This is a genomic window from Shimazuella sp. NTD250 (assembly GCF_059510375.1).
In genome coordinates this window covers 470,713-491,338 of record NZ_JCAJZS010000003.1, presented here as the reverse complement: position 1 = coordinate 491,338, position 20,626 = coordinate 470,713, and the positions used below count along the sequence as shown (strand labels likewise).

Genomic DNA, 20,626 nt, shown 5'->3' with positions numbered 1-20,626 from the left:
CAAACGAACTTTTGAATAAATTATGAGTTATCGTTTATTTTTGTTCCCTTCCTGGGTACGATATAATTAACCCATATAAATGAAAGAGGTGACCAACATAAATGGAACCATTTATTTACCAAAACCCTACCAAATTAATTTTTGGTAGTGGTCAATTATCTCATCTATCTAATGAAATAAAACCTTATGGTACAAAGGTACTGCTTGTCTATGGTGGAGGTAGTATCAAACGAAATGGTCTCTATGACCAAGTACAAGAACAATTAGCAAAAATCGATGCTTCTGTTTTTGAACTGAGCGGAGTAGAGCCAAACCCAAGACTTTCCACTGTACAAAAGGGTATTGATATATGTAAAAGCGAAAAAATTGATTTTATTTTAGCTGTTGGTGGAGGCAGTGTCATCGACGGGACAAAAGCGATCGCCGCAGGTGCTAAATTTGATGGTAACATATGGGATATCATCACAAAAAAAACACATGCCGCAGATGCATTACCATTCGGTACTGTCTTAACACTTGCTGCAACTGGTTCGGAGATGAATGCAGGATCAGTCATCACCAATTGGGAAACACAAGAAAAAATAGGCTGGGGTTCTCCTCATGTATTTCCACGGTTCTCCATTCTCGATCCAGTACATACTTTCTCTGTGCCACAAAATCAAACCGTTTATGGTGTTGTAGACATCATGTCACACGTATTGGAACAATATTTTAGCGATTCACCTAATGTTCCATTAAATGAAGGATTTTCAGAAGCAATCCTACGCACCGTAATGGAAGCAGCACCAAAAGCAATCGAGAATCCAGAAGATTACGAGGCCAGAGAATCGATTCTTTACTGCGGTACAATGGCTTTAAACGGAACACTCAGTATGGGGATGATAGGAGATTGGGGAACACATCAGATTGAACACGCAGTTTCAGCTATCTACGATATTCCTCATGGCGGTGGACTTGCCATCATCTTCCCGAATTGGATTAAATACAATCTAGATTCTACTGCTCCGAAAATGAAACAACTGGCAATTCGTGTCTTCGGAGTTAATCCTGCCAATAAATCCGATCTTGAAATAGCCTTAGAAGGTATCGAAAAACTCCGTGCTTATTGGAACAGTATTGGAGCACCGAGTCATCTAGCAGATTATGAAATTAATGAAGAACGACTACAAGATATGGCCCAAAAAGCTGCGCCAAATGGCACCACAGGACGTTTTAAACCCGTTACCCAGCAAGATGTGTACGAAATTCTAAAAATGTGTTTGTAAAGAAAAATACAATTTTCTAATTAGTAAAGAGATGCTACTATCCCCAAAAATGTCGAGAGATATTTGTTGGTTAACAGTAGCATCTCTTTATTTCGTTGATTGATAAATTCCACTTAATCCGAGTATTCCTAATTTCCTGCTAACAGCTACTATTTTGGGATTTTATGACGCAATACCCGTGTAACATTCATAACCTATAGTAGTATCTACTAAAGCGAGGTCAAGCAGGAAAATGAATCTAAAACCCACCATACACAAAACAACAAATCAAAATATTAATCGTAGAGACTTTATCAAACGAAGTTTTTATTATATAGCAGGAGTAATAGGTATTCCTACTTTGACAGGTGCATACTCCCGATGGATTGAACCATATCAATTGGAAACAACCAAAATCGATATTACTCTTCCACACTTGCCCACCAGTTTTCATAATTTTACCATCTGTCACTTTAGTGATCTACACTTGGGCTTTCATCTTGAGATAGACGATCTATCTCCCCTTATCTACGCTATTCAAAATGAAGTACCTGACTGTATCTGCTTCACAGGCGACTTATTTGATGAAGCTCCAAGTAAGATCATAAAAACGACAAAGCTATTGTCTCAAGTAGAAGCTCCTTATGGAAAGTATGCTGTTTTAGGAAATCACGATAATTGGTCCAATCAGCTATCCGTTAAACGTGTTTTGAAAAAAGCCGGATTTCAACTTTTGCTAAATGAACATATATCAATAAATAGACATACCGATAACCTTTATATCGCTGGAATTGATGATCCTTGGGTTGGAGAGGCAGACATACAGAAAGCATTACTTGGTATTCCAAAAGATTCTTGCACTATCCTTCTATCCCATGAGCCGGATTTCGCAGATGAATTTTATCACTATCCTATCGATTTACAACTATCTGGACATAGCCATGGCGGACAAGTCCGAATCCCTCTAATAGGAGCTCTTTATACGCCTCCATATTCACAAAAATACCCCTATGGTTTAAATAGAGTTAAAGATAGCCACTATCAAGTTTATACGACAAGAGGTATTGGACTAACTCGCGTGCCTATCCGTTTTCATTGTAAACCTGAACTTACGATAATTACATTAAAATGTACTGCAAACTGAGGAGAAATAATACGAAAAGCAGAGAAGTACGCATCTTTTGCATAAATATATTTACCCTTGATCGTAACCTATCAGCAGAGCACCGTGCTCTAATCCATTACTCTAGTCATAGCAAACATTCATCTATGATGATGATTACTTCTTTTCCATAAAGAATTTTCTCTAGTATAAGTACTTTAACTGCTTTTGCGCCAGCTTTATCATTATCAAAAGCAAATACTCATTCGGTGTGCTCTTCATGGCATACCAAACTTCATCTATGGTCAACTAGAAGTGTATTAAGTCAATGGATCTAATCGGAACAAAAAAATGGCGATAATGGTAAAAAATATAGTTCCAATAATAAACAACAAAGCGACTCCGATTGATATCCTAGAAAGAATAACGGAAGCTTTTGAATGCTTCTCTACATTTGTCCAAATAAGAAAAATCAGAAGAAAACTAGCAAATAATACACCCATAATCAATTTTTTTCACTTCCTTTGGAGTAGAGTTGACTTAACAAATTTGTCGGAACACCCCAACTTTAAGTAGTTCAGGAGATATAGCTAAATCAGTTTTTTCAAGTGTAGCACAAAAATTAATCAGAATAATCATTATTATACGAATCATTCGAACTGTAGTCGTCCTTTGGGATCGAGGAGAGTAATTGTACCCTTTAAATCGGCTTTTGTTTTCTAGAGTTTTATACGCAATATAAGCACAATAAGCCAAATATCCAAAAACAAAGGCTAAAAAAATAACTAGAAAAATATCACTCAAATGCATATTCTGACATCCCTTTTTGTTAATTCTATTATAATTTGATTTTATTCAAAAAAACATTTTTCTTATTTGTAAGGATTACCGAATATTTCCCATATGGAAGCTTGGGATACATCTACATCTCACTCTAATGGGCTTTTTGGGTTTGTCGCCTCAAGGGTTCAAGCTCCAATGGCCCAGCACCTTTGACGAAAGAATGAGGCTGACAACATCTGAATTCTGCTCTTTCATCGGGGAATCTCTCTGAGTGGTCACTGGCGATAACAGTACTTACATCATGGTGTCACTCTTACAGAAAAATACCTAGCAAACTTTACAAATTCACAGAGCACTTAAAAAACTCCATATCTTCACTCATGTCTGTTTTCCCCTTCAACCTGTTCTTCTCCATCTGCTGTTCACATTCCACACATACAAAGCAGCCATTTATCATGACATATTTGTTTTCATCTTCATCGCATCAGTTCTTGCAAATCGCACATTGAAATACCATTAATTTTTTGGCCAATCCTTATCATCTATAATCCCACTACTTTTACAATCCATATAGTACCTTTAAAATCCTATTTTCCCATACGTTAAATTATCCAAAATATGTTGACAAGTAACCTTCCTTATATAAAAATAGCATAGATAATTTAAAACTAAAATAATTCCATACAAAAAGCGATTGTCCTGTACAAAAAGTATCATTCCCCTTGTGACAGTTCAACAAGTAACAAAATACTTCAACAGAAGAAAGCAGCTCACCATTCATTTAAAAACAGAAATAGTATTTGCTCAATCACCTCCCTACACCTTTAGAAAAGATATTCATGAAGGGGAAATTCATTATGAAAAAAAAGTTTTTGCTTCATCCAATGTTGGTTCGCTATGGTATGTTCATGCTCGGATTGGCAGTCATGGGATATGGAATCGGCATGATGATTGAAGCTAATTTAGGTGTTGCTCCATGGGACACACTGCATATCGGATTACAAAAGACGTTTGGACTTACCATCGGGATGTGGTCGCAAATCATGGGAGCCATCATCATACTCGCGACTTATTTCATTGGTAAAATCAAGCCAAATATAGGTATGTTTTTAAACATGTTTTTCTTTGGCGTGTTTATAGACTTATTCATGTGGTTAAAATGGCTTCCTTCTGGAGAGACCATCATCGAACAAATCTTCTTGTTTACTGCTGGTTTGCTTATTTATACATTCGGTACGGGTATGTACATCTCACCACGAATCGGGGCAGGACCACGCGATAGCTTTATGTTGGTCTTACATGAACGAATGGGCTGGAGCATCAGCAAAACCCGAATCGGAATTGAATGCACAGTCACATTGCTGGGCTTTTTGTTTGGAGGACCAGTTTCTATCGGTACACTGCTAACAGCACTGACTATTGGACCTTTGATCAAACAGTTTATCCCTCTGTGGGAACGAATGATGGCTAAAACGTACGGCACGAAGTTAAGCGATTAGAATGCAAAGTGAACAATGTTTTTCAAGTGTTAAATGAGGTTTAGTGTAAAGGATTTTATAGAAAGTTACTCTGTGAAGAGTGATTCTCCATCGTCGATTGGATTTAGGATGGAAACAGACAGAACTAGCCTCCAAAGTGAAATCCACCACCGGTAAATCCATTCAACAATCCACAATCTCCGCTATGGAAGGCTATCCTAGGGCCATCTCACGCGCTTCTTCCGATATCCCAGAAGTGAGATTGATGATAACTCGATCAGAGAGGCAGGCTCTTACAGGATTAAGGATTTCTTTCAATGCTTTGTAATCGAACACACAGGTGACTACTACTGTGCTTGTTGAAACTGCTTCATCAACTGTAGTTGCACGCATCGCTCCCTTTTCGACAAAGGGCATCGGCTTTTTTAGCCGAACGGTTCCAAACGGTCGTATTATCAAGATGTATTTCTCGAATTTTATAAAAAAGGAGATATATTACAGAAAATTTGACTAATCAAGGGTATGATCAAACAAAAATTGATATTTCACTCATGGCTATTAACAAAATTTATTACTCTTTAAAATATGACATTGAAATGTATGAAACAGGGTGATTTTGATCAAGAAACCGTTACGATGAGTCAATTGGGATCTTTTTTGAAAAAAATGCGTGTCTACAGAGGTATTACCCAAGAACAGCTGACCGAGAAATTGGGTGTTTCTCAGATGAAGATTTCAAAGGATGAAAAATTTGAATATCAGGATATTGGAGCAACGAAGTTGAATCGAATCCTCCAAGTGTTAAGAATAGACCGGTTAACAATTATTTCAAACGAGGATTATCCACCTCAGTATTATGAGTTGCATTCTTACTTTCAGCAACTCCAGCAATTAATTCTAATAACACTTGGTTATGGTCATCACAATCACTTCAGGTTTGAATTTTCCCATAAAGTCACAATATATCTTTTTAAAGTGACTAACACATCGAATCAATTAATTTGATGCAAAAGTTTTATAACTTGTTATACCATTCATCATCAACAGGTTCTGACCATTCCGGAATTCCTGCAGTGATTGCAATGTGTTCAAACCAGCTATCTTTTGTAGCACCATGCCAGTGTTTCACACCATCATAAGTGACTATCACATCACCAGCTTTTAAAAACTGAGCTGTTTTTCCCTCTTCTTGATACCAACCTTCGCCGCCAGTTACAAGTAAAATTTGAAATCCACTACGGTGAATATGCCAGTTATTTCGGCATCCTGGTTCAAAGGTAACATTCCCCACACCAACATTTACTTTAGGATCAGAAACTAATCCTTTAAGATAACTTTGTCCTACGAAAAATTGTGCAAATGCTTCATTTTTTTCGCCTACTGGAAAAATAACACCATTTTTTACTTCCTCATGTTTTGTCATATTTAATTTAATTCCTCCAATAGCTTTATTTTTTATTATTAACCTACTTCAACAGTCGAACGATTATATTATTCAGCTGATTTTAGTGGTCCGTAAAAATAAGAAGCCGTAGCTCCACCGTCAATTAGGAAATCAGTTCCGGTGATGAAAACTCCCTGCGGCATCATCAGCAGCTCCGCAACATTTGCAACCTCATCAGCTGTTCCTGGTCGTCCGGCAGGGCACTTGGCAAACATATTCTTATAGAACTCTCCTCTTGGACCATTGAACTCGTCTATAGCCAATGGCGTTACGATAATCCCCGGAGAAATGGAATTGATGCGAGCGTTTCTTTCCCCCCAACGAATAGATTCAAACATAACGCGCTTCACATTACACCGTTTCGCCATTTGATAAGCATGCAACGTATCCTTGATATTTTCTGGACGAAGAATTTCCAAACTAAGGAGTTCTTCAGTCGGTGTCGTTGCTAGCTGTTCATCAATTTCAACTCCCAATTGAGGCATTCTGTGTCCAGACTGACTGGAAATTGTCACACCTACGCCTCCATAAGCTATGACCTTTCCTACTTCCTCCAGCAATACTGAAGCTCCGTACAAATCCACCTTCAAAATGGTTTCAATAGGTGCCTGACTAGGTGACACGCCGGCTGCATTGATAAGAACAGTGATTTCACCATACTTCTGACCTTCTGCAATCAAATTTAAAATAGATTCTCTGGAAGAAATGTCCGTTTCGACAGGTACCACATCAAATCCGGTATCTTTCATAATTTTCGAAATAGTTTTGGCATTATCTAGATTCTTATCACCAATAATAATTTTCTTACCAAAACCGATTCTTCTAGCTATCGCCATTCCAATCTGTCCTGCACCTGTCCAAAGTATAACGTCTTTCATTGCATGTCCTCCTTAATTTAATTTATAATCCGCAGTTGGCTTAATTTGTCCATTAATGAACAAATTATAATGAATTACTGTTCTTGTGATGTAGGACGGATAATCATTTCGTTAACTGCTACATCGGAAGGTTGTTCAATAGCAAAATCAATGGCACGAGCTATTGATTCAGCATCAATTGCACCTTCATAAATTTTATCGATTCCTGGTTTCAGATCCATATCTGTAATCGAATTTGTCAATTCAGTCGTAACTGCTCCAGGCGAGATAATAGTGGAACGAATATTGTTTCCAGCTTCTTCTTTACGAAGACCCTCTGAAATAGCACGTACAGCAAACTTGGTTCCGGCATAGACAGTGCTTCCAGCTCCAACAAAGTGTCCTGCAACTGATGAAAGATTAATGATATGCCCTGATTTTTGTTCTCTCATTGTTGGAAGTACAGCTGCGATTCCATAAAGAACTCCCTTAATGTTTACATCAATCATCTTGTTCCAATCATCAATTTTTTTCTTGTAAAGGAAAGAATGCGGCATGACTCCGGCATTATTGACCAAAACATCAATTTTTCCAAACTCTTTTAGAGCTAACTCAGCCAGTTGTTCCATCTGTTCATGCGAAGTCACATCTACCACTTTATAAATGGCTTGACCACCATTGTTCTTGATTTCTTCTTGTAATTGCTTTAAACGTTCCTCACGACGAGCTGCTAGCGCCAACTTCGCACCTTTCGAAGCAAGTTCCTTTACAGTAGCCTCTCCAATCCCACTGGAAGCGCCTGTAATGATGACAACTTTATCTTTTATATTTGACATAATAGAACACCCTTTCTTAAAAATACCTTGATTTCTTCAAGCAATAAGGGATGGATAATCCCCCAGATTACACTGGTTTGTTGACCCCTAAACTGCGAAGAACTTTCAATCCTGGCGTTACTGCTAATTTAACAATCACCTCAGCAACACTCTTTCGAGATATAACATGCCCTTTAAATGGTTTGCCTTTCTGAGTTATCTCATGATCGATTTCATCCTCATAGGTAAACCAGCCTAGTCTCAAAATTGTATAGTCGAGTTCAGAGGCTTCAACACAATCCTTTCTTTATCCAGATACCCTTACAAAATAAACATTGATCAATTAATGGACATCTGTCTATAATTATAAACAGATACAAAATACTTACAATGGTCAATTCAACACGATTTGTTAAGTAATGAACAAACCTAATAAAATTGTTAAATATCTTTAGGAAAGCTGGAGATTTACAATGTCTAAAGTGGATAGAAGAATAGCCAAAAGCCAAGAAGCCATAAAAAAAGCAGTTATTGAATTGATGTCCAAGAAAAGTTTTGATGAAATTACGTTACAAGATATTTCCGACAGGGCAAATGTTAGTCGGGGAACTATCTATCTTCATTATTTGGATAAATATGATTTACTGGATAAGCTCATTGCAGAACATATTGACAAACTACGAGTAATATGTGAATCGTCATCTAAATTGGAATATATAGATGCAAATCTCCCGTGGTTCGAATACCTTGAAGGTCATTATTTATTCTTTTCCACGATGTTAGCGAGTAAAGGAGCTCCTTCATTTCGTAGTCAGTTCCTAGAATTTCTCATCGAAGAATTTAAAGATGAAGTGGATGCAGCGAAAGGGAAAAATCAAGGAATAAAGGAAGAAGTTATTCTTCAATTTATTGTCACCTCTTACGTAGGGCTAGTAGAATGGTGGTTTAATAATGGAATGCCTTATACGGCCCGTGAAATGGCAGAACAAGTAGGGATTTTATTAGATAGGAATTTATAAAAAAACAGAGCAGTGTTGCACACTGCTCCTAAGGGCATTTAAAACGCAATTTATAACATGTTACTTAAATTAAGGGGGAGTACCGACACACCTAGATATACGCTACTTCCCTTATAAGATAGAAAAAGAGGAAATAATTTATTTCTTTTTGCACTTTTTAGCTAATGTTTTGTCTTTTATACTAAAAAAGCAAAACAATAATTATAAGGAGCAATTAAAAAATGGCAAAATCTTCTTTTCGTCCTTTCTTTTTGGCGCTGGCAATTCTATCAATGTTATCTCTCATAGGATGCACAACAGATTCAACCAATAATAATACATCCAAATCATCTCTATCTACTTCTCCTCCATCGAGTACAGAAGAATCAAATCCTAAATTAAATACGCAACAACTTATTCAACAAGTAAAACAACTAGCTATAGAAGGTAAAACTATCAATAGTGACGGATTTGGTCTTGGTTCCTTACGGGGTGAAATTAACAAAAAATGGGGAACTGAAGATGAAAAAAGTGTCGATCAAATGTATTATGAGAGCCGGAAAGCATATTTTGTATTAAAAAATAACAAAGTAGTCGAACTCTACAGTGCAGATGAAAGACTTCAAGATATCACCAAACAAGAGGTACAAAAAGCATTAGGAAAACCTGATGAAGCAGGGCAATATGAAGATGGAGATGAGCTTATTTACAAAGCTGGTAATAATAAAATTACATTCATTTTCGGTAGCCGTATTGAAATTACTATTCATTAGCTCCTATAATATATTCAAAATTTAGTCATTCCAGCAACTAATAGAAAAAACTAACCAACTGCTTATCGAACAAGTAGTTGGTTAGTTTTTCGGGTAGATCAGGCACCGTGAGGAGCCTGATCTACCCGAAAATTGTAATAGGCCCAGTGTAACCGAAAGCGCAGGGCCAGTAGATAGTCAATAGGTGACGTGTGAACGATTCGCACATTGAGGGGCCACACTGGAAAATATATGTATCTGTGCATGATGATTCCGATTTAGGACACCATATAGTCAAGAGTACATAACGATTAAGCCCAACCATATATGCCGTAAGGTGTATATGTGGTGAGCGAAGATCAAGCAAGATACTCTGTTGAAAATAACCAAAAGATTGTTTCTGACAGAGTATCTTGCTTGATTGACCAAACCATTACGAATGGGCGATAGATGTTTTGGTTGTTATGGTCTTTCGATCATAACCAAACATCTATCGACTCATCGTAATGCTAGGTAGATCGTTATGTACTCCTATTTGTATTTGTAGAGCCACTCACACAAGTGGCGTTTTTTATGCTCAATGGTTAAATTATGGTTCTTTGATCGGATACTAGTCATCTTGCAATTCGGCAAAAAGAATTGGAATGATGTTGCGTCATCTGCTAAAGTATCCGATGTTGATAGTGTTGTGTTATACGAACACATCAATTACAAAGGACAGAAATTGAAACTGAAACCAGGAAAATACTCTGATTTCACCATGATAAAACTAGGCAACGGATCATGGAATGATGTTGTTTCCTCACTCCATATAAAATAAATAGCAACATAGAAAACATGACCTGTTCAGTGAGTTGTATCGAGGGAAATCATGCGACAGCTCATCAATCTTCTGCCTAGGAATGGCACCGCTACCACCTCGATCAACAAGGAGGACGCTGTCACCCAGATGACGGTGAGGTCACTCAGGTGCCTCCTTGTGAACGTACAAGGGGACACCTGATTTTAGTCCTAATGAAACGGTTCATGCTCTAGTCCTTCCGATAATTTCCATTTATTGGACAGATTGCACTTCGTTGCACGGATGCTGGTTCTACCCCAACTTAGATTACCCTGTTTTACAATAGAGAAAATAATGTTAAAATTTAGTTTGTAGGGTTCCAAACAATAGTGAAAGGAGCAACATGCCTCCAGGTAGGACGCTTATTTGCAGAAACTGTGGGAGAATACCACTATTCACTGTCTTCTGCGAGAGGTGTCGATTATGTATCCATTGTTGTAAGGGACACGGCTTTACCAAATGAGCAGTTCTGATAAGTCTAATGAACTCTATCGAGTCATGACTGATTTCGAGCTGTTCAACCTGGATGATTTGCTAGACAGTTGTTAATCCTGTTAGCAAGTGGAGCTCTCCTGAATCGCTGACAGCCAGTTAGCGTTCGAAATCTCCAGTCCAGTACCCCTCACTCTTCCCAGAGTGAGGGGTACCTAATTTTTTATGAGATAGTGAGACAGTTTCTGTTCCAGTTCATCAGATAATTCCTATTTTATGGTTCCATTAAATACCACTGGTCATGATTGACCGTCTTTCAGTTTTCGATACAAAGTCATTCGGGAAACTCCTTCTTTATCAGCTATTTCTTGCATAGTCATATTCCCTTGTTCTAAAAGAAAACTGGCATATTTGACTTTATCGCTATCTGTTTGTGGTCTTCCTGGGAAACGTCCTTTCTTTGCTGCTGACCTTAGTCCCTCTTGGTACGCTCTGCAATCAGATCCCGTTCATATTGTGCCAACATCCCAAAAAGATGAAGCTGCATATTCCCCATTGCTGTTCCTAAATTAAAATTCCAGCCTTCTATTAGACTAATGAAATGGCAACCCTTTTCTCCGAATAAATTAACCAACTCAATCATGTCTCTAAGGTTACTGGATAATCGAGTTAGGTCTGGAACAATAACGGTATCACCTTCTCTTAACTGTTCCAACATTCGATCTAATTCAGGTCTATGCTTATTTGTTCCACTGATTTTTTCCCAAAATACCTTATCGCAACCAGCTTCTCGAAGTTGAATTTCTTGTCTGTCTAAATTTTGTTCGTTTTTGTTACGTAATGAGAACCAGAATGTGGTACCTTTTTAAACGCCTAGCACTTATCGTTATTTCTGATCCATCTTTGTTTAAGGTTTATACCTTGTACCTACTTTAAACTTGATCAGTATGACAAGTACAAGACAAAGTGCGAAAATATAAAGAGGAAATGCATAGTGAGCGAAATTCCAGATATCTATGACTAGTAAGGTAATAATCGCATTGACCATAGCAAAAAAAAAGACATGCCAACTTTCACTTTCTGGATTCTTATACGATTTCATCACTGTAGGGACACCTGCCAGCCCATCTGCCAAAAGGCTAAAAAGAATGGCCAAATTACCACTTCCTGTTACTTTCCATAAGATGATACCGAAAATGGAAAGTCCACCACAGATAATATCCAAACCTGTCAATTTCCATGAAGATTTACGGTTAACAAACGATGCCAAGAATATGAGGAATGGACCAAAACCCACCATAAAAGTCATCAGTGCTGGCAAACCCACACCTTGGTTAATTTCGGAGCTAAATGCAATGAATGGAGCGAGTACCCATAAAGCCCAAGTAACTTTGTTTGGTTGAGTCTTACCTTTTAAAGTATCTATTAGATAACTCATGGAGCCAATAAACTGTAATACAGCACCGAGTATTACAAACCGTTCGTCGATCAATATGATTTTCTCCTTAAACTTAAATAAATTTTATAGATTTTGACTATTTGTTCTACTTTGAGCATAGCAGATATCACTAAACACATGGTAACTTTTTTCACATCCTCAAACGGCACCAGCTCCCCTTTTTTCTTGCTGTACATCACTTGATAACACGTAGTGACCCTATTTACATCCACAATGGTCCCTGTGCAATCTCTGATTTTGATTTCGGCTCCTGTTTGAGCATGATCTTATACAATTCTTACTGTTTCGTATAAACGTACATACATATAAAAACAAGCCCCTCATTTCCTTCTGACGGACTTTGAAACCGGATAATGAGCATGTTAGTATCAACGAAGCAGGAAATTAGTATTAAAAAAAGTAAAGAAACGGAGTATAACAAGTTACTGAAGGAACTAGAGGAGATGATTAAAAAACGACTTCCCGAAAGAAATCTAATGGATATTCTATGCAATGTAGAACACTGGGTAAATTGGTTTTGTCATTTTTATCCAGCATCTAGCTCTGATCCAAAGTTAAAAAATCCCCGTGAACGGTATATCTTAACTACCTTTGCGTACGGATGCAATTTAGGACCTTTCCAAGCTGCTAGACATATGCAGGAGGATGTAACCGGAAATGTTCTCTCTTATACCAATCAAAGGCATATTACCAAAAAAAAAGATTGATCAAGCAATGAAGGACATCATCAACCATTACCATCACGGCTTTGACTTACCCAAGTTGTGGGGAACAGGAAAATCCGCCGCTGCTGATGGCACTCCCTATAACGTTTATGAAGAGAATCTCTGAGCCGAATATCATATTCGGTATGGCATTTATGGGGCAATTGCCTACCATCACCTTGCAGATAATTACATCGCCTTGTTCAGTCATTTTATTCCTTGTGGGGTATGGGAAGCCGTTTATATTTTAGATGGGTTACTAAAAAACGAATCCGATGTGCAACCAGATACTCTTCATGCAGACACGCAAGGGCAATCGACACCTGTATTTGGTCTATCTCATCTACTAGGTATCAAACTCATGCCACAAATTCGGAATTTCAAAAAACTTACCTTCTTTCGTCCAAGCCCGGAAACGAAGTATAGACACATCGACTCTCTCTTTTAGTGAGTCGATCGATTGGGATTTAATCAAATAGGATTTCAGGATGGGCAGAATCTGTAGCCGCTATTGATCCCTATTATAAGGAAGAAACGGTCCAATCCAACTGGAGCATTATGAATGATTTTCTCATTCCTCACCTCCTGGAAAGACCCATCGAGCATCCAGATGAAGTGACGACACGATTTGCACATATTCGAGGAAACTATATGGCAAAAGCAGCACTTGAAGGTGCAGTTTGGGATCTTTTTGCCAAACAAAAAGGAATTCCCTTGGCAGAAGCGCTTGACGGGAAGAAAAAACAAATTGATGTAGGAATCAGCATTGGAATCCAAGATACCATCCCGCAATTAATAAAATTAGTAACGAATTATATCAATGAAGGATATAAACGAATCAAAGTAAAAATTCAACCTGGATGGGATATTGAACCTCTTTCAGCAATCCGAAAACAGTTTCCTGATATTCCATTGATGGCAGATGCCAATACTGCTTATACGCTTCATGATATAGAGCATTTAAAACAACTAGATGCTTTTCACCTCACCATGATCGAACAACCATTAGCACATGACGACATTGTGGATCACGCTACTTTACAAAAGTATCTAAACACACCTATTTGTTTGGATGAAAGCATCCATTCCGTAGAGGATGCTAGAAAAGCATTGCAACTTGGAAGTTGTAAAATCATTAATATTAAGATTGGAAGAGTTGGCGGATTAACAGAGGCGAAAAAAATTCATGATTTCTGCGAAGCAAATCAAATCCCCGTTTGGTGTGGTGGTATGTTAGAATCCGGAATTGGCCGTGCTCATAACATTGCTATTACTACCCTTTCCAATTTCACCTTACCTGGTGACACTGCTGCTTCTTCCCGTTATTGGGAACAGGACCTTATTGATCCTGAAGTTACGGTTCAAAATGGTACAATCACTGTTCCCAATCGTCCTGGGATTGGTTATGAACCAAATTTAGAGCGAATCCAAGAATGCACCTTATACAGTAAAACTTATACTTCTTCTATCAGTTAATACGTCTTGAAGGCCCAAGCATAGAAAAATAACAATTATTAGTTGATCATAAAAAGTAAATAATATTACTAAATTAACAGAATAATCCCTTCCCGCAAAAAGAAAATCCCGTAACTGAAGGTAACGGGATTTTGCTATTTCTAAGGAAGATCCTTCACAGGAACTAATTTGAAATATATAACCATGTATCGTTATACTAATCCTTCAAAGTAAAATATTCATCTTCATTTTCGTGGAAAACAGTTCATTCCCACCGCTCCTCGGAGCTTCTATTGTTTCTCTTGCTACAATACATGGTTTTTCAGTTTCTACAGTTAAAATATCATCTATCTTTCAAGGACATAATAGAAGCATGAATAAGAAAGGAGTGAGGAATCATCTTAAAAAATATAGTAAGAATAACATTATTCACTGTATTATGTAGCCTTGTTACAGGTTGTATGAGTACTCGAAAAGGTGAGAACACAACTCCATCATCCCATACGGAAGAACTCCAGCATAGTGAAACCGAAAAGGTCAAACCACAATCTAGTGCTACCATAGCTCAACAAAAAACATTAAAACAACTAAAAAATATGTCATTGGATCAAAAGCTTGGAGAGCTAATTATTGCTGGAATGGAAGGGAATACAGCAAGTTTACAAACCAAGAAAATGATTCAGGGACAGTATGTGGGTGGCGTTATTTTCTATAAAAATAATATAACAACTCCAAAAGGTTTGGTTACATATGTGAATCAGCTTAAATCTTGGAACCGAAGAAATCCAACATCGTTAATTGTTTCAGTTGACCAAGAAGGAGGCAAAGTAAGTCGGTTGCCAAAATTAGAAAAATTCCCAAACGCTTCGGTGATTGGAAAGTCGAATAGCTCAACCAATGTGTTGAAAATTGGTCGATATCTAGGAAAAGCATGCAAAGCAATGGGAATGAATGTCGACTATGCTCCTATATTAGATATTAACAGTAATCCAAACAATCCGGTGATTGGAGTACGTTCTTATGGCCCAACTGCAGATGTTGTGTCTCGTACAGGAATAAAGGTGATGCAAGGAATACAGCAAGAGGGCATTATTTCAGTAGTAAAACATTTTCCAGGACATGGCGATACATCTGTTGACTCCCATCTAGAATTACCTATTGTGTATAAGGATTTGAGTCAACTTAAATCTTTTGAGTGGGTTCCTTTTAAAAGTGCAATCCACAATGGGGCAGATGTGGCGATGATTGCACATATTTTGTTTCCAAAAATAGATAGCAAATTCCCTGCTTCGCTTTCTAAAGTAATCATTACCGATCAACTTCGTGATACACTTGGTTTCAGGGGTGTTGTGATAACAGATGATCTCACAATGGGGGCAATCGCCAAACATTATGGAATTGGTAAAGCTGCGGTTCAAGCCATAAAGGCAGGTAGCGATATTTTACTTGTTGCTCATGGATACGATAATGTGACAAAAGTCATCTCCTCACTGAAAAAGAGTATTGCCAGTGGTTGGATTACGGAAAAGCGGATTGATGAAAGTGTACTTCGTATCTTACTATTAAAACAAAAATACAAACTTACAGATCGGCAAACTATCCCTACTCCCGATTTAATAGAACTAAACAAATCCATACGTAGGGTAGTAGCTACATTTACAAACTGATGAAAAGATAAAGGTGACTAATTTTTTAGTTGCCTTTTATTTTATGTGGCCATGCAGCGTATCAACAGTCCTCTGGGATTCTATGAACCAGTCCCTTCGACGACGACCCTAAACTCATCGAATACCAATTGAGTTGTTTTTCAAACCTTCCGAATCGCACAATAAATAAGTCAATGTTTACACATTTCATGGAAAATCAACTCTTTTATAATCCTTCCATTCTCTCCTCTAAATTCCATAAGGAGTTATATTTCTGTAGGACTTTGAAAAACAAGATGTGTACAAAATTCTAAAAATAAGCCTTTATTGAAGAAAACATTTGACGCATCAGCTATGATGCGCGTATAGTATAGAAGGAAATAAAAATTAACTTACCGTTAGGTGAGGCTCCTGTATAGAGAGAAGCTACTGCCCAAAAATGTCGAAAGACGCCAATGGGTAGAACAGGAAAGATCGGCTTAAGGTCTTTCTTAACGTAGCTGGCATAAGCCTATGCTATACAGTGCTAAAACTCAACGAGAGGTAGGTTTTGTCGGCTGCGCATTTTTTCTGTGCTGTTAAAACCTTCGCTCATTGAGTGGAAGGTTTTTCTGTTTACATCCATCAAGGGAGGTGGGGATCATTCTTACCGATGATCCGGCTATAGGAGATACGTCGATCGTTAAACAACATTACACGCGTCCAAGTAAGAGTGATTCCCTTTTTACTTGGATGTGGTGAAACAGAGGTGAACATCCATGCTAAAAGTGTATCGTTCCAACACGCAAGGTCAACTTGCACTTGTCAACCAATTCGTCAAAGGTACCTGGATTCATTTAATCAATCCAACTGAGCAAGAAATCAATGATGTAGTATTAGCTGCTCAAATCCCGGATTATTTCATCAAAGATCCATTAGACCCAGAAGAAAAATCACGGATTGAAAAAGAAGATGAAGGCACCCTTATTATTATAGATTTGCCCATCATGACACCAAATGGCACCAAAAGAGAAAAATTTATTACTATCCCTCTCGGAATTATCGTTACAAGAGACTTCTTGATTACTGTTTGTCTAAAAGAAACACCAATTTTAGAAGATTTCACACGTAAAAAAGTTAAAAACTTTTTTACCTTTATGAAAACACGTTTTGTCCTACAGCTTTTAAATGCAGTATCAACATACTACCTAGCATATTTAAAACAAATTAACCGAAAAACGAATGAAATTGAAAAAGAACTTCGGCAATCCTTAAAAAATCAAGAACTCTTTTCTCTACTAAATTTACAAAAAAGCTTGGTCTACTTCACCACTTCATTAAAAACGAATCAAGTGGTGACTCAAAAAATATCACGTGGCCAACATTTACGACTCTATGATCAAGACCAAGAATTACTAGAAGATGTCATCATCGAAAATAGACAGGCGATTGAAATGGCAGAAATCTATACTCCTATTGTCAGTGGCTTAATGGATACTTTTGCTTCTGTTATCTCTAACAATGTGAATAACGTGATGAAAATCTTAACATCTTTAACCATTATTTTGACTTTCCCGATTATGATCGCGAGTGTATATGGAATGAATATCCCCATCCCTTTTCAACACTCCCCACATGCTTTTGCTGTCATTATGATTGCTTCCGTTTTATTGTCCAGCATTACTACGTTTGTATTTTGGAAAAAGCGGTATTTATGAGAAAAAGCTGACCTATTTGGTCAGCTTTTTGATATTCAGGGGATGATTAACTGAGTAAATACTACTCTTTTTTCTAAATCGTCCCATTTAGGTGATGTATAGCCTGGCCTGCCATTTTGGGCTTTCCATTCGCCATTTTCTTTTTTCACTATAACATAATTAATGGAATCCACAATATAGAAATATGTATTATTGTCTTTTTTTATTTCCTCTACAGAATCTTTTTCATCCATTTCATTCTCGTAAAAAGATTGAAGTTCACTTTTTTCCTTTGTATAAGACCAATCCCAGGAGTATTCTTTATTAAGTTTGTCCCTTTCTTCTTGTGTAATTATTTTATTCAAACGGAAAAAGTCACCATTATCATGAAGAACATGATAAAGAAGTGCTACATCAGCAGGAGAATAGCCCTTAAGCACTTCACCATCTGATACAAAATAATTTTCATCTTGCTTTTTAGCTAACTTACCTTTACTTACATCTTCTTTATAGTCCTCTGCTATTTGCTCTTGAAATATAGGCTCTTTATCTGGCTCTTTTATAATTACTGGCTCCATCTTTCCTTCATTTTCCTGAAAATTATCTTTTGCGTCTGTTTCCTCGACCTTCCAATCTCCTTTATAAAGAGTTACTTTTAATAGTCTATCTTTCAATGTATCTCCACTCTTAAACGCACCAGAAAATCGGTAAAAATAGGCTGAATCATTCAGTTTAAACTCTTCCAATTGATAATTTTCATCTAATTGATCCCTGTTTTCTGGTCCAAATTGCAACTTGTATGGAGAATAATATAGGTATCTATCTTCCGTACTCTTTTGTATTTTTTCTTGCAGTGTTGGTGTTGCTAACTCCATTTGTCTACGTGTATTATTCTCAATCCACGCTGTTAGATATCGTACCGCAACTTCTGTTGGCGTATGTCCATTTGCTTCATCTGCTTGGGTAGGATTATCACTACACCCCACCATTCCTCCTAACAATAAAAAAGATAATAAAAAAACCAATTTTTTCATTTCTTCACCTCAGTTGTTCTTCGAAAAAATACAATTATATCTCTTCATTCTGCAGACCAAGATAAATGCAAGTTATATCCATTTATTCTATAATCCGCTTTCTAATTTTCGACATAATCCCCCGAAATCCTTTAATTTTTACAAAATTAAATTATAATCTCGAATGAAAACAGAAGAACTCCCCCTTCCCCTTGCTTCCTGTCTTTCCTACATGTAAATTATTCTTATACCAGCAAAGGAGCTGCAATATACATGCTAAATAAAAACACTACTATTGGATTTATTGGAACAGGTGTGATGGGAAAGTCGATGGCTGCTCATCTTATTCAAGCTGGCTATTCCCTCTTGGTTTACAATCGTACAAAAGAAAAAACAGATGAACTTGTACAAATGGGAGCTATTTGGAAAGATACCGTCGCAGACGTTGCGAAAGAAGCAGATGTTATTATTACGATGATCGGTTATCCCAAAGACGTAGAAGCGACCTATTTTGGTCTATCTGGAATTCTGGCAAATGCGGATGCTGGTACTTATGTCATTGACATGACCACTTCTACCCCATCATTGGCAAAAAAAATCTATCAAGCAGCGAAAGAAACCGGCATTTTTGCACTCGATGCACCAGTGTCAGGTGGAGATATCGGCGCCAAAAACGGCACATTGACCATTATGGCTGGTGGAGAGGAAGCAGCATTCGAAACTGTATCCCCTATCTTACATACCATGGGTTCCAACGTAATCCTGCAAGGGACTGCAGGTGCTGGACAACATACCAAAATGAGTAACCAAATTGCAATTGCATCGGGCATGATGGCAGTTTGCGAAGCGATTCTGTATGCATTAAATGCTGGTTTAAATCCAACACAAGTTTTAAAAAGCATCTCTGCGGGATCAGCTGGAAGCTGGTCTTTAAGCAATTTGGGTCCACGGATTATAGCAGAAGACTACTCTCCAGGTTTTTTTGTCAAACACTTTATCAAAGATATGAACATTGCATTGGATTCTGCCAAAGAGATGGGAATACGTACACCAGGATTAGAACTAACAAAGTCATTATATGAAGAACTAGCGGAAAAAGGCGAAGAAAACAGTGGTACACAAGCTTTGTACAAATTGCTTGCAAATCAGTTATAAAAATCCTACATACATGATGTTATGGAGGCAATGAAATGAAGTTTGTTCGTCTGATTGGTATATCAGTTCTTGTTTTTTTCTTATTAAATGGCTGTGACTTCATTTTCGCATCGCCAAAGAAAAATGAAAACAACACTCGGGAAACATCACAAACCCTTGAGGAAACAACATCAACAACAACCATACCTGAGAACATCCCCAAAAAAATTGATCCAGAGCATCAGAAATACTTGCTGCAATCTTTAGCTCTTGCTGGATCAGGTAAGGTAATAGGTAGTAATTTTGCAGCAGGTAAAAACACGCTGACAGATGTCAAAAAAGAATATGGAGAGCCTAACGCAAAAAGCAAAGATTTCCCTTACTACATTTATAGCAAACGCAATTTGGATTTTGGAGTAGGCAGAAAGGATCTAATTTATGATGTTCGTTCCCATGACCCAAAATTAATGGAGATAACTCGTTCTGAAGTAGTAAATATTTTAGGCGAACCAAATGAGATTACCCACCATACCGGCGAATCTATTTATATCTACCATGTAAATGGATATAAATTAAAATTGATCTACTTCCTCAATAAAGATGATCCAACTATACATCATTCTTCGGTCTATTCAGAAGGGGCGTACAAGAAACAAAAAGAAGACGACAAAAAAAAAGAAGAGAACAAAAAGAAAAAGTGAGGCTGTTCCTCACTTTTTCTTTTTTCCAGCCTTATACGAGGAGTATTTGGAGGAAGATGATAGCTCTCCAATAAATTGTCCTTACAATAGAA

Annotated in this window: 18 protein-coding genes, 4 pseudogenes and 1 riboswitch; of the genes and pseudogenes, 13 read left to right on the top strand and 9 right to left on the bottom strand. The window is 37.4% G+C overall.

The features are described from left to right. Window positions 1-101: 101 nt before the first annotated feature. From AC5WOF_RS10610 to AC5WOF_RS10600, 3 genes are all read left to right on the top strand, one after another. The gene (locus tag AC5WOF_RS10610) at window positions 102-1,265 is read left to right on the top strand and encodes an iron-containing alcohol dehydrogenase (RefSeq protein ID WP_496049912.1); all 1,164 of its coding nucleotides are present in this window, start codon (window positions 102-104) and stop codon (window positions 1,263-1,265) included. A gap of 232 nt (window positions 1,266-1,497) precedes the next feature. After that, on the top strand, window positions 1,498-2,388 hold the full coding sequence (locus AC5WOF_RS10605; protein WP_496049911.1) for a metallophosphoesterase: 891 nt from the start codon (window positions 1,498-1,500) through the stop codon (window positions 2,386-2,388). A 1,598-nt stretch (window positions 2,389-3,986) separates the two neighbouring features. Further along, the gene (locus tag AC5WOF_RS10600) at window positions 3,987-4,628 is read left to right on the top strand and encodes a YczE/YyaS/YitT family protein (RefSeq protein ID WP_496049910.1); all 642 of its coding nucleotides are present in this window, start codon (window positions 3,987-3,989) and stop codon (window positions 4,626-4,628) included. 192 nt (window positions 4,629-4,820) lie between these two features. Here AC5WOF_RS10600 and AC5WOF_RS10595 read toward each other — a convergent pair whose 3' ends face one another. Beyond that, on the bottom strand, window positions 4,821-5,066 hold the full coding sequence (locus AC5WOF_RS10595; protein ID WP_496049909.1) for a hypothetical protein: 246 nt from the start codon (window positions 5,064-5,066) through the stop codon (window positions 4,821-4,823). Between the two features lie 141 nt (window positions 5,067-5,207). On the opposite strand from AC5WOF_RS10595, the gene AC5WOF_RS10590 reads away from it, so the two are divergent. Next, a complete protein-coding gene (locus tag AC5WOF_RS10590; protein ID WP_496049908.1) occupies window positions 5,208-5,612 on the top strand; it encodes a helix-turn-helix domain-containing protein in 405 nt (134 codons plus the stop codon). Window positions 5,613-5,622: 10 nt separating this feature from the next. Here the strand turns inward: AC5WOF_RS10590 and AC5WOF_RS10585 are convergent, their stop codons facing one another. The 4 genes and pseudogenes from AC5WOF_RS10585 to AC5WOF_RS10570 all read right to left on the bottom strand — a co-directional run. Then, complete coding sequence (locus tag AC5WOF_RS10585; RefSeq protein WP_496049907.1) at window positions 5,623-6,030, bottom strand: cupin domain-containing protein; 408 nt, start codon at window positions 6,028-6,030, stop codon at window positions 5,623-5,625. Window positions 6,031-6,098: 68 nt separating this feature from the next. Beyond that, window positions 6,099-6,929: an SDR family oxidoreductase gene (locus tag AC5WOF_RS10580; RefSeq protein WP_496049906.1), complete on the bottom strand. Its 831-nt coding sequence runs from the start codon at window positions 6,927-6,929 to the stop codon at window positions 6,099-6,101. 74 nt (window positions 6,930-7,003) lie between these two features. Beyond that, window positions 7,004-7,744, bottom strand: a complete 741-nt coding sequence (locus tag AC5WOF_RS10575) for an SDR family oxidoreductase (protein WP_496049905.1) — start codon at window positions 7,742-7,744, stop codon at window positions 7,004-7,006. 67 nt (window positions 7,745-7,811) lie between these two features. Continuing rightward, window positions 7,812-8,012 (bottom strand): annotated as a pseudogene (locus tag AC5WOF_RS10570) (NAD(P)H-binding protein); the annotation flags it as partial. Window positions 8,013-8,196: 184 nt separating this feature from the next. On the opposite strand from AC5WOF_RS10570, the gene AC5WOF_RS10565 reads away from it, so the two are divergent. The 3 genes from AC5WOF_RS10565 to AC5WOF_RS10555 all read left to right on the top strand — a co-directional run bounded on the left by AC5WOF_RS10565 (window position 8,197) and on the right by AC5WOF_RS10555 (window position 10,293). Continuing rightward, window positions 8,197-8,742, top strand: a complete 546-nt coding sequence (locus AC5WOF_RS10565) for a TetR/AcrR family transcriptional regulator (RefSeq protein WP_496049904.1) — start codon at window positions 8,197-8,199, stop codon at window positions 8,740-8,742. A 221-nt stretch (window positions 8,743-8,963) separates the two neighbouring features. Next, on the top strand, window positions 8,964-9,494 hold the full coding sequence (locus AC5WOF_RS10560; protein WP_496049903.1) for a DUF4309 domain-containing protein: 531 nt from the start codon (window positions 8,964-8,966) through the stop codon (window positions 9,492-9,494). Between the two features lie 559 nt (window positions 9,495-10,053). Further along, window positions 10,054-10,293: a beta/gamma crystallin-related protein gene (locus AC5WOF_RS10555; RefSeq protein WP_496049902.1), complete on the top strand. Its 240-nt coding sequence runs from the start codon at window positions 10,054-10,056 to the stop codon at window positions 10,291-10,293. A 752-nt stretch (window positions 10,294-11,045) separates the two neighbouring features. Here the strand turns inward: AC5WOF_RS10555 and AC5WOF_RS10550 are convergent. From AC5WOF_RS10550 to AC5WOF_RS10540, 3 genes and pseudogenes are all read right to left on the bottom strand, one after another. Continuing rightward, window positions 11,046-11,129: pseudogene (locus AC5WOF_RS10550) on the bottom strand (helix-turn-helix domain-containing protein); the annotation flags it as partial. A gap of 89 nt (window positions 11,130-11,218) precedes the next feature. After that, window positions 11,219-11,548: a recombinase family protein gene (locus AC5WOF_RS10545; RefSeq protein WP_496049975.1), complete on the bottom strand. Its 330-nt coding sequence runs from the start codon at window positions 11,546-11,548 to the stop codon at window positions 11,219-11,221. A gap of 105 nt (window positions 11,549-11,653) precedes the next feature. After that, on the bottom strand, window positions 11,654-12,238 hold the full coding sequence (locus AC5WOF_RS10540) for a hypothetical protein (protein WP_496049901.1): 585 nt from the start codon (window positions 12,236-12,238) through the stop codon (window positions 11,654-11,656). 356 nt (window positions 12,239-12,594) lie between these two features. On the opposite strand from AC5WOF_RS10540, the pseudogene AC5WOF_RS10535 reads away from it, so the two are divergent. From AC5WOF_RS10535 to AC5WOF_RS10520, 4 genes and pseudogenes are all read left to right on the top strand, one after another. Then, a pseudogene (locus tag AC5WOF_RS10535) lies at window positions 12,595-13,385 on the top strand (Tn3 family transposase); the annotation flags it as partial. A 7-nt stretch (window positions 13,386-13,392) separates the two neighbouring features. Beyond that, window positions 13,393-14,385: pseudogene (menC, locus tag AC5WOF_RS10530) on the top strand (o-succinylbenzoate synthase); the annotation flags it as partial. 440 nt (window positions 14,386-14,825) lie between these two features. Continuing rightward, a complete protein-coding gene (locus tag AC5WOF_RS10525; protein WP_496049900.1) occupies window positions 14,826-16,031 on the top strand; it encodes a glycoside hydrolase family 3 N-terminal domain-containing protein in 1,206 nt (401 codons plus the stop codon). 366 nt (window positions 16,032-16,397) lie between these two features. Continuing rightward, window positions 16,398-16,562, top strand: a riboswitch (M-box (ykoK) riboswitch). A 206-nt stretch (window positions 16,563-16,768) separates the two neighbouring features. After that, on the top strand, window positions 16,769-17,707 hold the full coding sequence (locus AC5WOF_RS10520) for a magnesium transporter CorA family protein (protein WP_496049899.1): 939 nt from the start codon (window positions 16,769-16,771) through the stop codon (window positions 17,705-17,707). Between the two features lie 35 nt (window positions 17,708-17,742). Here AC5WOF_RS10520 and AC5WOF_RS10515 read toward each other — a convergent pair whose 3' ends face one another. Then, window positions 17,743-18,720: a hypothetical protein gene (locus AC5WOF_RS10515; protein ID WP_496049898.1), complete on the bottom strand. Its 978-nt coding sequence runs from the start codon at window positions 18,718-18,720 to the stop codon at window positions 17,743-17,745. 252 nt (window positions 18,721-18,972) lie between these two features. Here AC5WOF_RS10515 and AC5WOF_RS10510 point away from each other — a divergent pair, with 252 nt between their 5' ends. Next, window positions 18,973-19,854: an NAD(P)-dependent oxidoreductase gene (locus AC5WOF_RS10510; protein ID WP_496049897.1), complete on the top strand. Its 882-nt coding sequence runs from the start codon at window positions 18,973-18,975 to the stop codon at window positions 19,852-19,854. A gap of 35 nt (window positions 19,855-19,889) precedes the next feature. Then, on the top strand, window positions 19,890-20,534 hold the full coding sequence (locus tag AC5WOF_RS10505; RefSeq protein ID WP_496049896.1) for a YjgB family protein: 645 nt from the start codon (window positions 19,890-19,892) through the stop codon (window positions 20,532-20,534). Window positions 20,535-20,626: the final 92 nt, after the last annotated feature.

Bases quoted from the DNA above. Each gene is read 5' to 3' on its own strand.
- AC5WOF_RS10610 (WP_496049912.1), top strand. From the start codon at position 102: ATGGAACCATTTATTTACCAAAACCCTACCAAATTAATTTTTGGTAGT.
- AC5WOF_RS10605 (WP_496049911.1), top strand. From the start codon at position 1,498: ATGAATCTAAAACCCACCATACACAAAACAACAAATCAAAATATTAAT.
- AC5WOF_RS10600 (WP_496049910.1), top strand. From the start codon at position 3,987: ATGAAAAAAAAGTTTTTGCTTCATCCAATGTTGGTTCGCTATGGTATG.
- AC5WOF_RS10590 (WP_496049908.1), top strand. From the start codon at position 5,208: ATGAAACAGGGTGATTTTGATCAAGAAACCGTTACGATGAGTCAATTG.
- AC5WOF_RS10585 (WP_496049907.1), bottom strand. From the start codon at position 6,030: ATGACAAAACATGAGGAAGTAAAAAATGGTGTTATTTTTCCAGTAGGC.
- AC5WOF_RS10580 (WP_496049906.1), bottom strand. From the start codon at position 6,929: ATGAAAGACGTTATACTTTGGACAGGTGCAGGACAGATTGGAATGGCG.
- AC5WOF_RS10575 (WP_496049905.1), bottom strand. From the start codon at position 7,744: ATGTCAAATATAAAAGATAAAGTTGTCATCATTACAGGCGCTTCCAGT.
- AC5WOF_RS10565 (WP_496049904.1), top strand. From the start codon at position 8,197: ATGTCTAAAGTGGATAGAAGAATAGCCAAAAGCCAAGAAGCCATAAAA.
- AC5WOF_RS10560 (WP_496049903.1), top strand. From the start codon at position 8,964: ATGGCAAAATCTTCTTTTCGTCCTTTCTTTTTGGCGCTGGCAATTCTA.
- AC5WOF_RS10555 (WP_496049902.1), top strand. From the start codon at position 10,054: ATGGTTAAATTATGGTTCTTTGATCGGATACTAGTCATCTTGCAATTC.
- AC5WOF_RS10525 (WP_496049900.1), top strand. From the start codon at position 14,826: ATGAGTACTCGAAAAGGTGAGAACACAACTCCATCATCCCATACGGAA.
- AC5WOF_RS10520 (WP_496049899.1), top strand. From the start codon at position 16,769: ATGCTAAAAGTGTATCGTTCCAACACGCAAGGTCAACTTGCACTTGTC.
- AC5WOF_RS10515 (WP_496049898.1), bottom strand. From the start codon at position 18,720: ATGAAAAAATTGGTTTTTTTATTATCTTTTTTATTGTTAGGAGGAATG.
- AC5WOF_RS10510 (WP_496049897.1), top strand. From the start codon at position 18,973: ATGCTAAATAAAAACACTACTATTGGATTTATTGGAACAGGTGTGATG.
- AC5WOF_RS10505 (WP_496049896.1), top strand. From the start codon at position 19,890: ATGAAGTTTGTTCGTCTGATTGGTATATCAGTTCTTGTTTTTTTCTTA.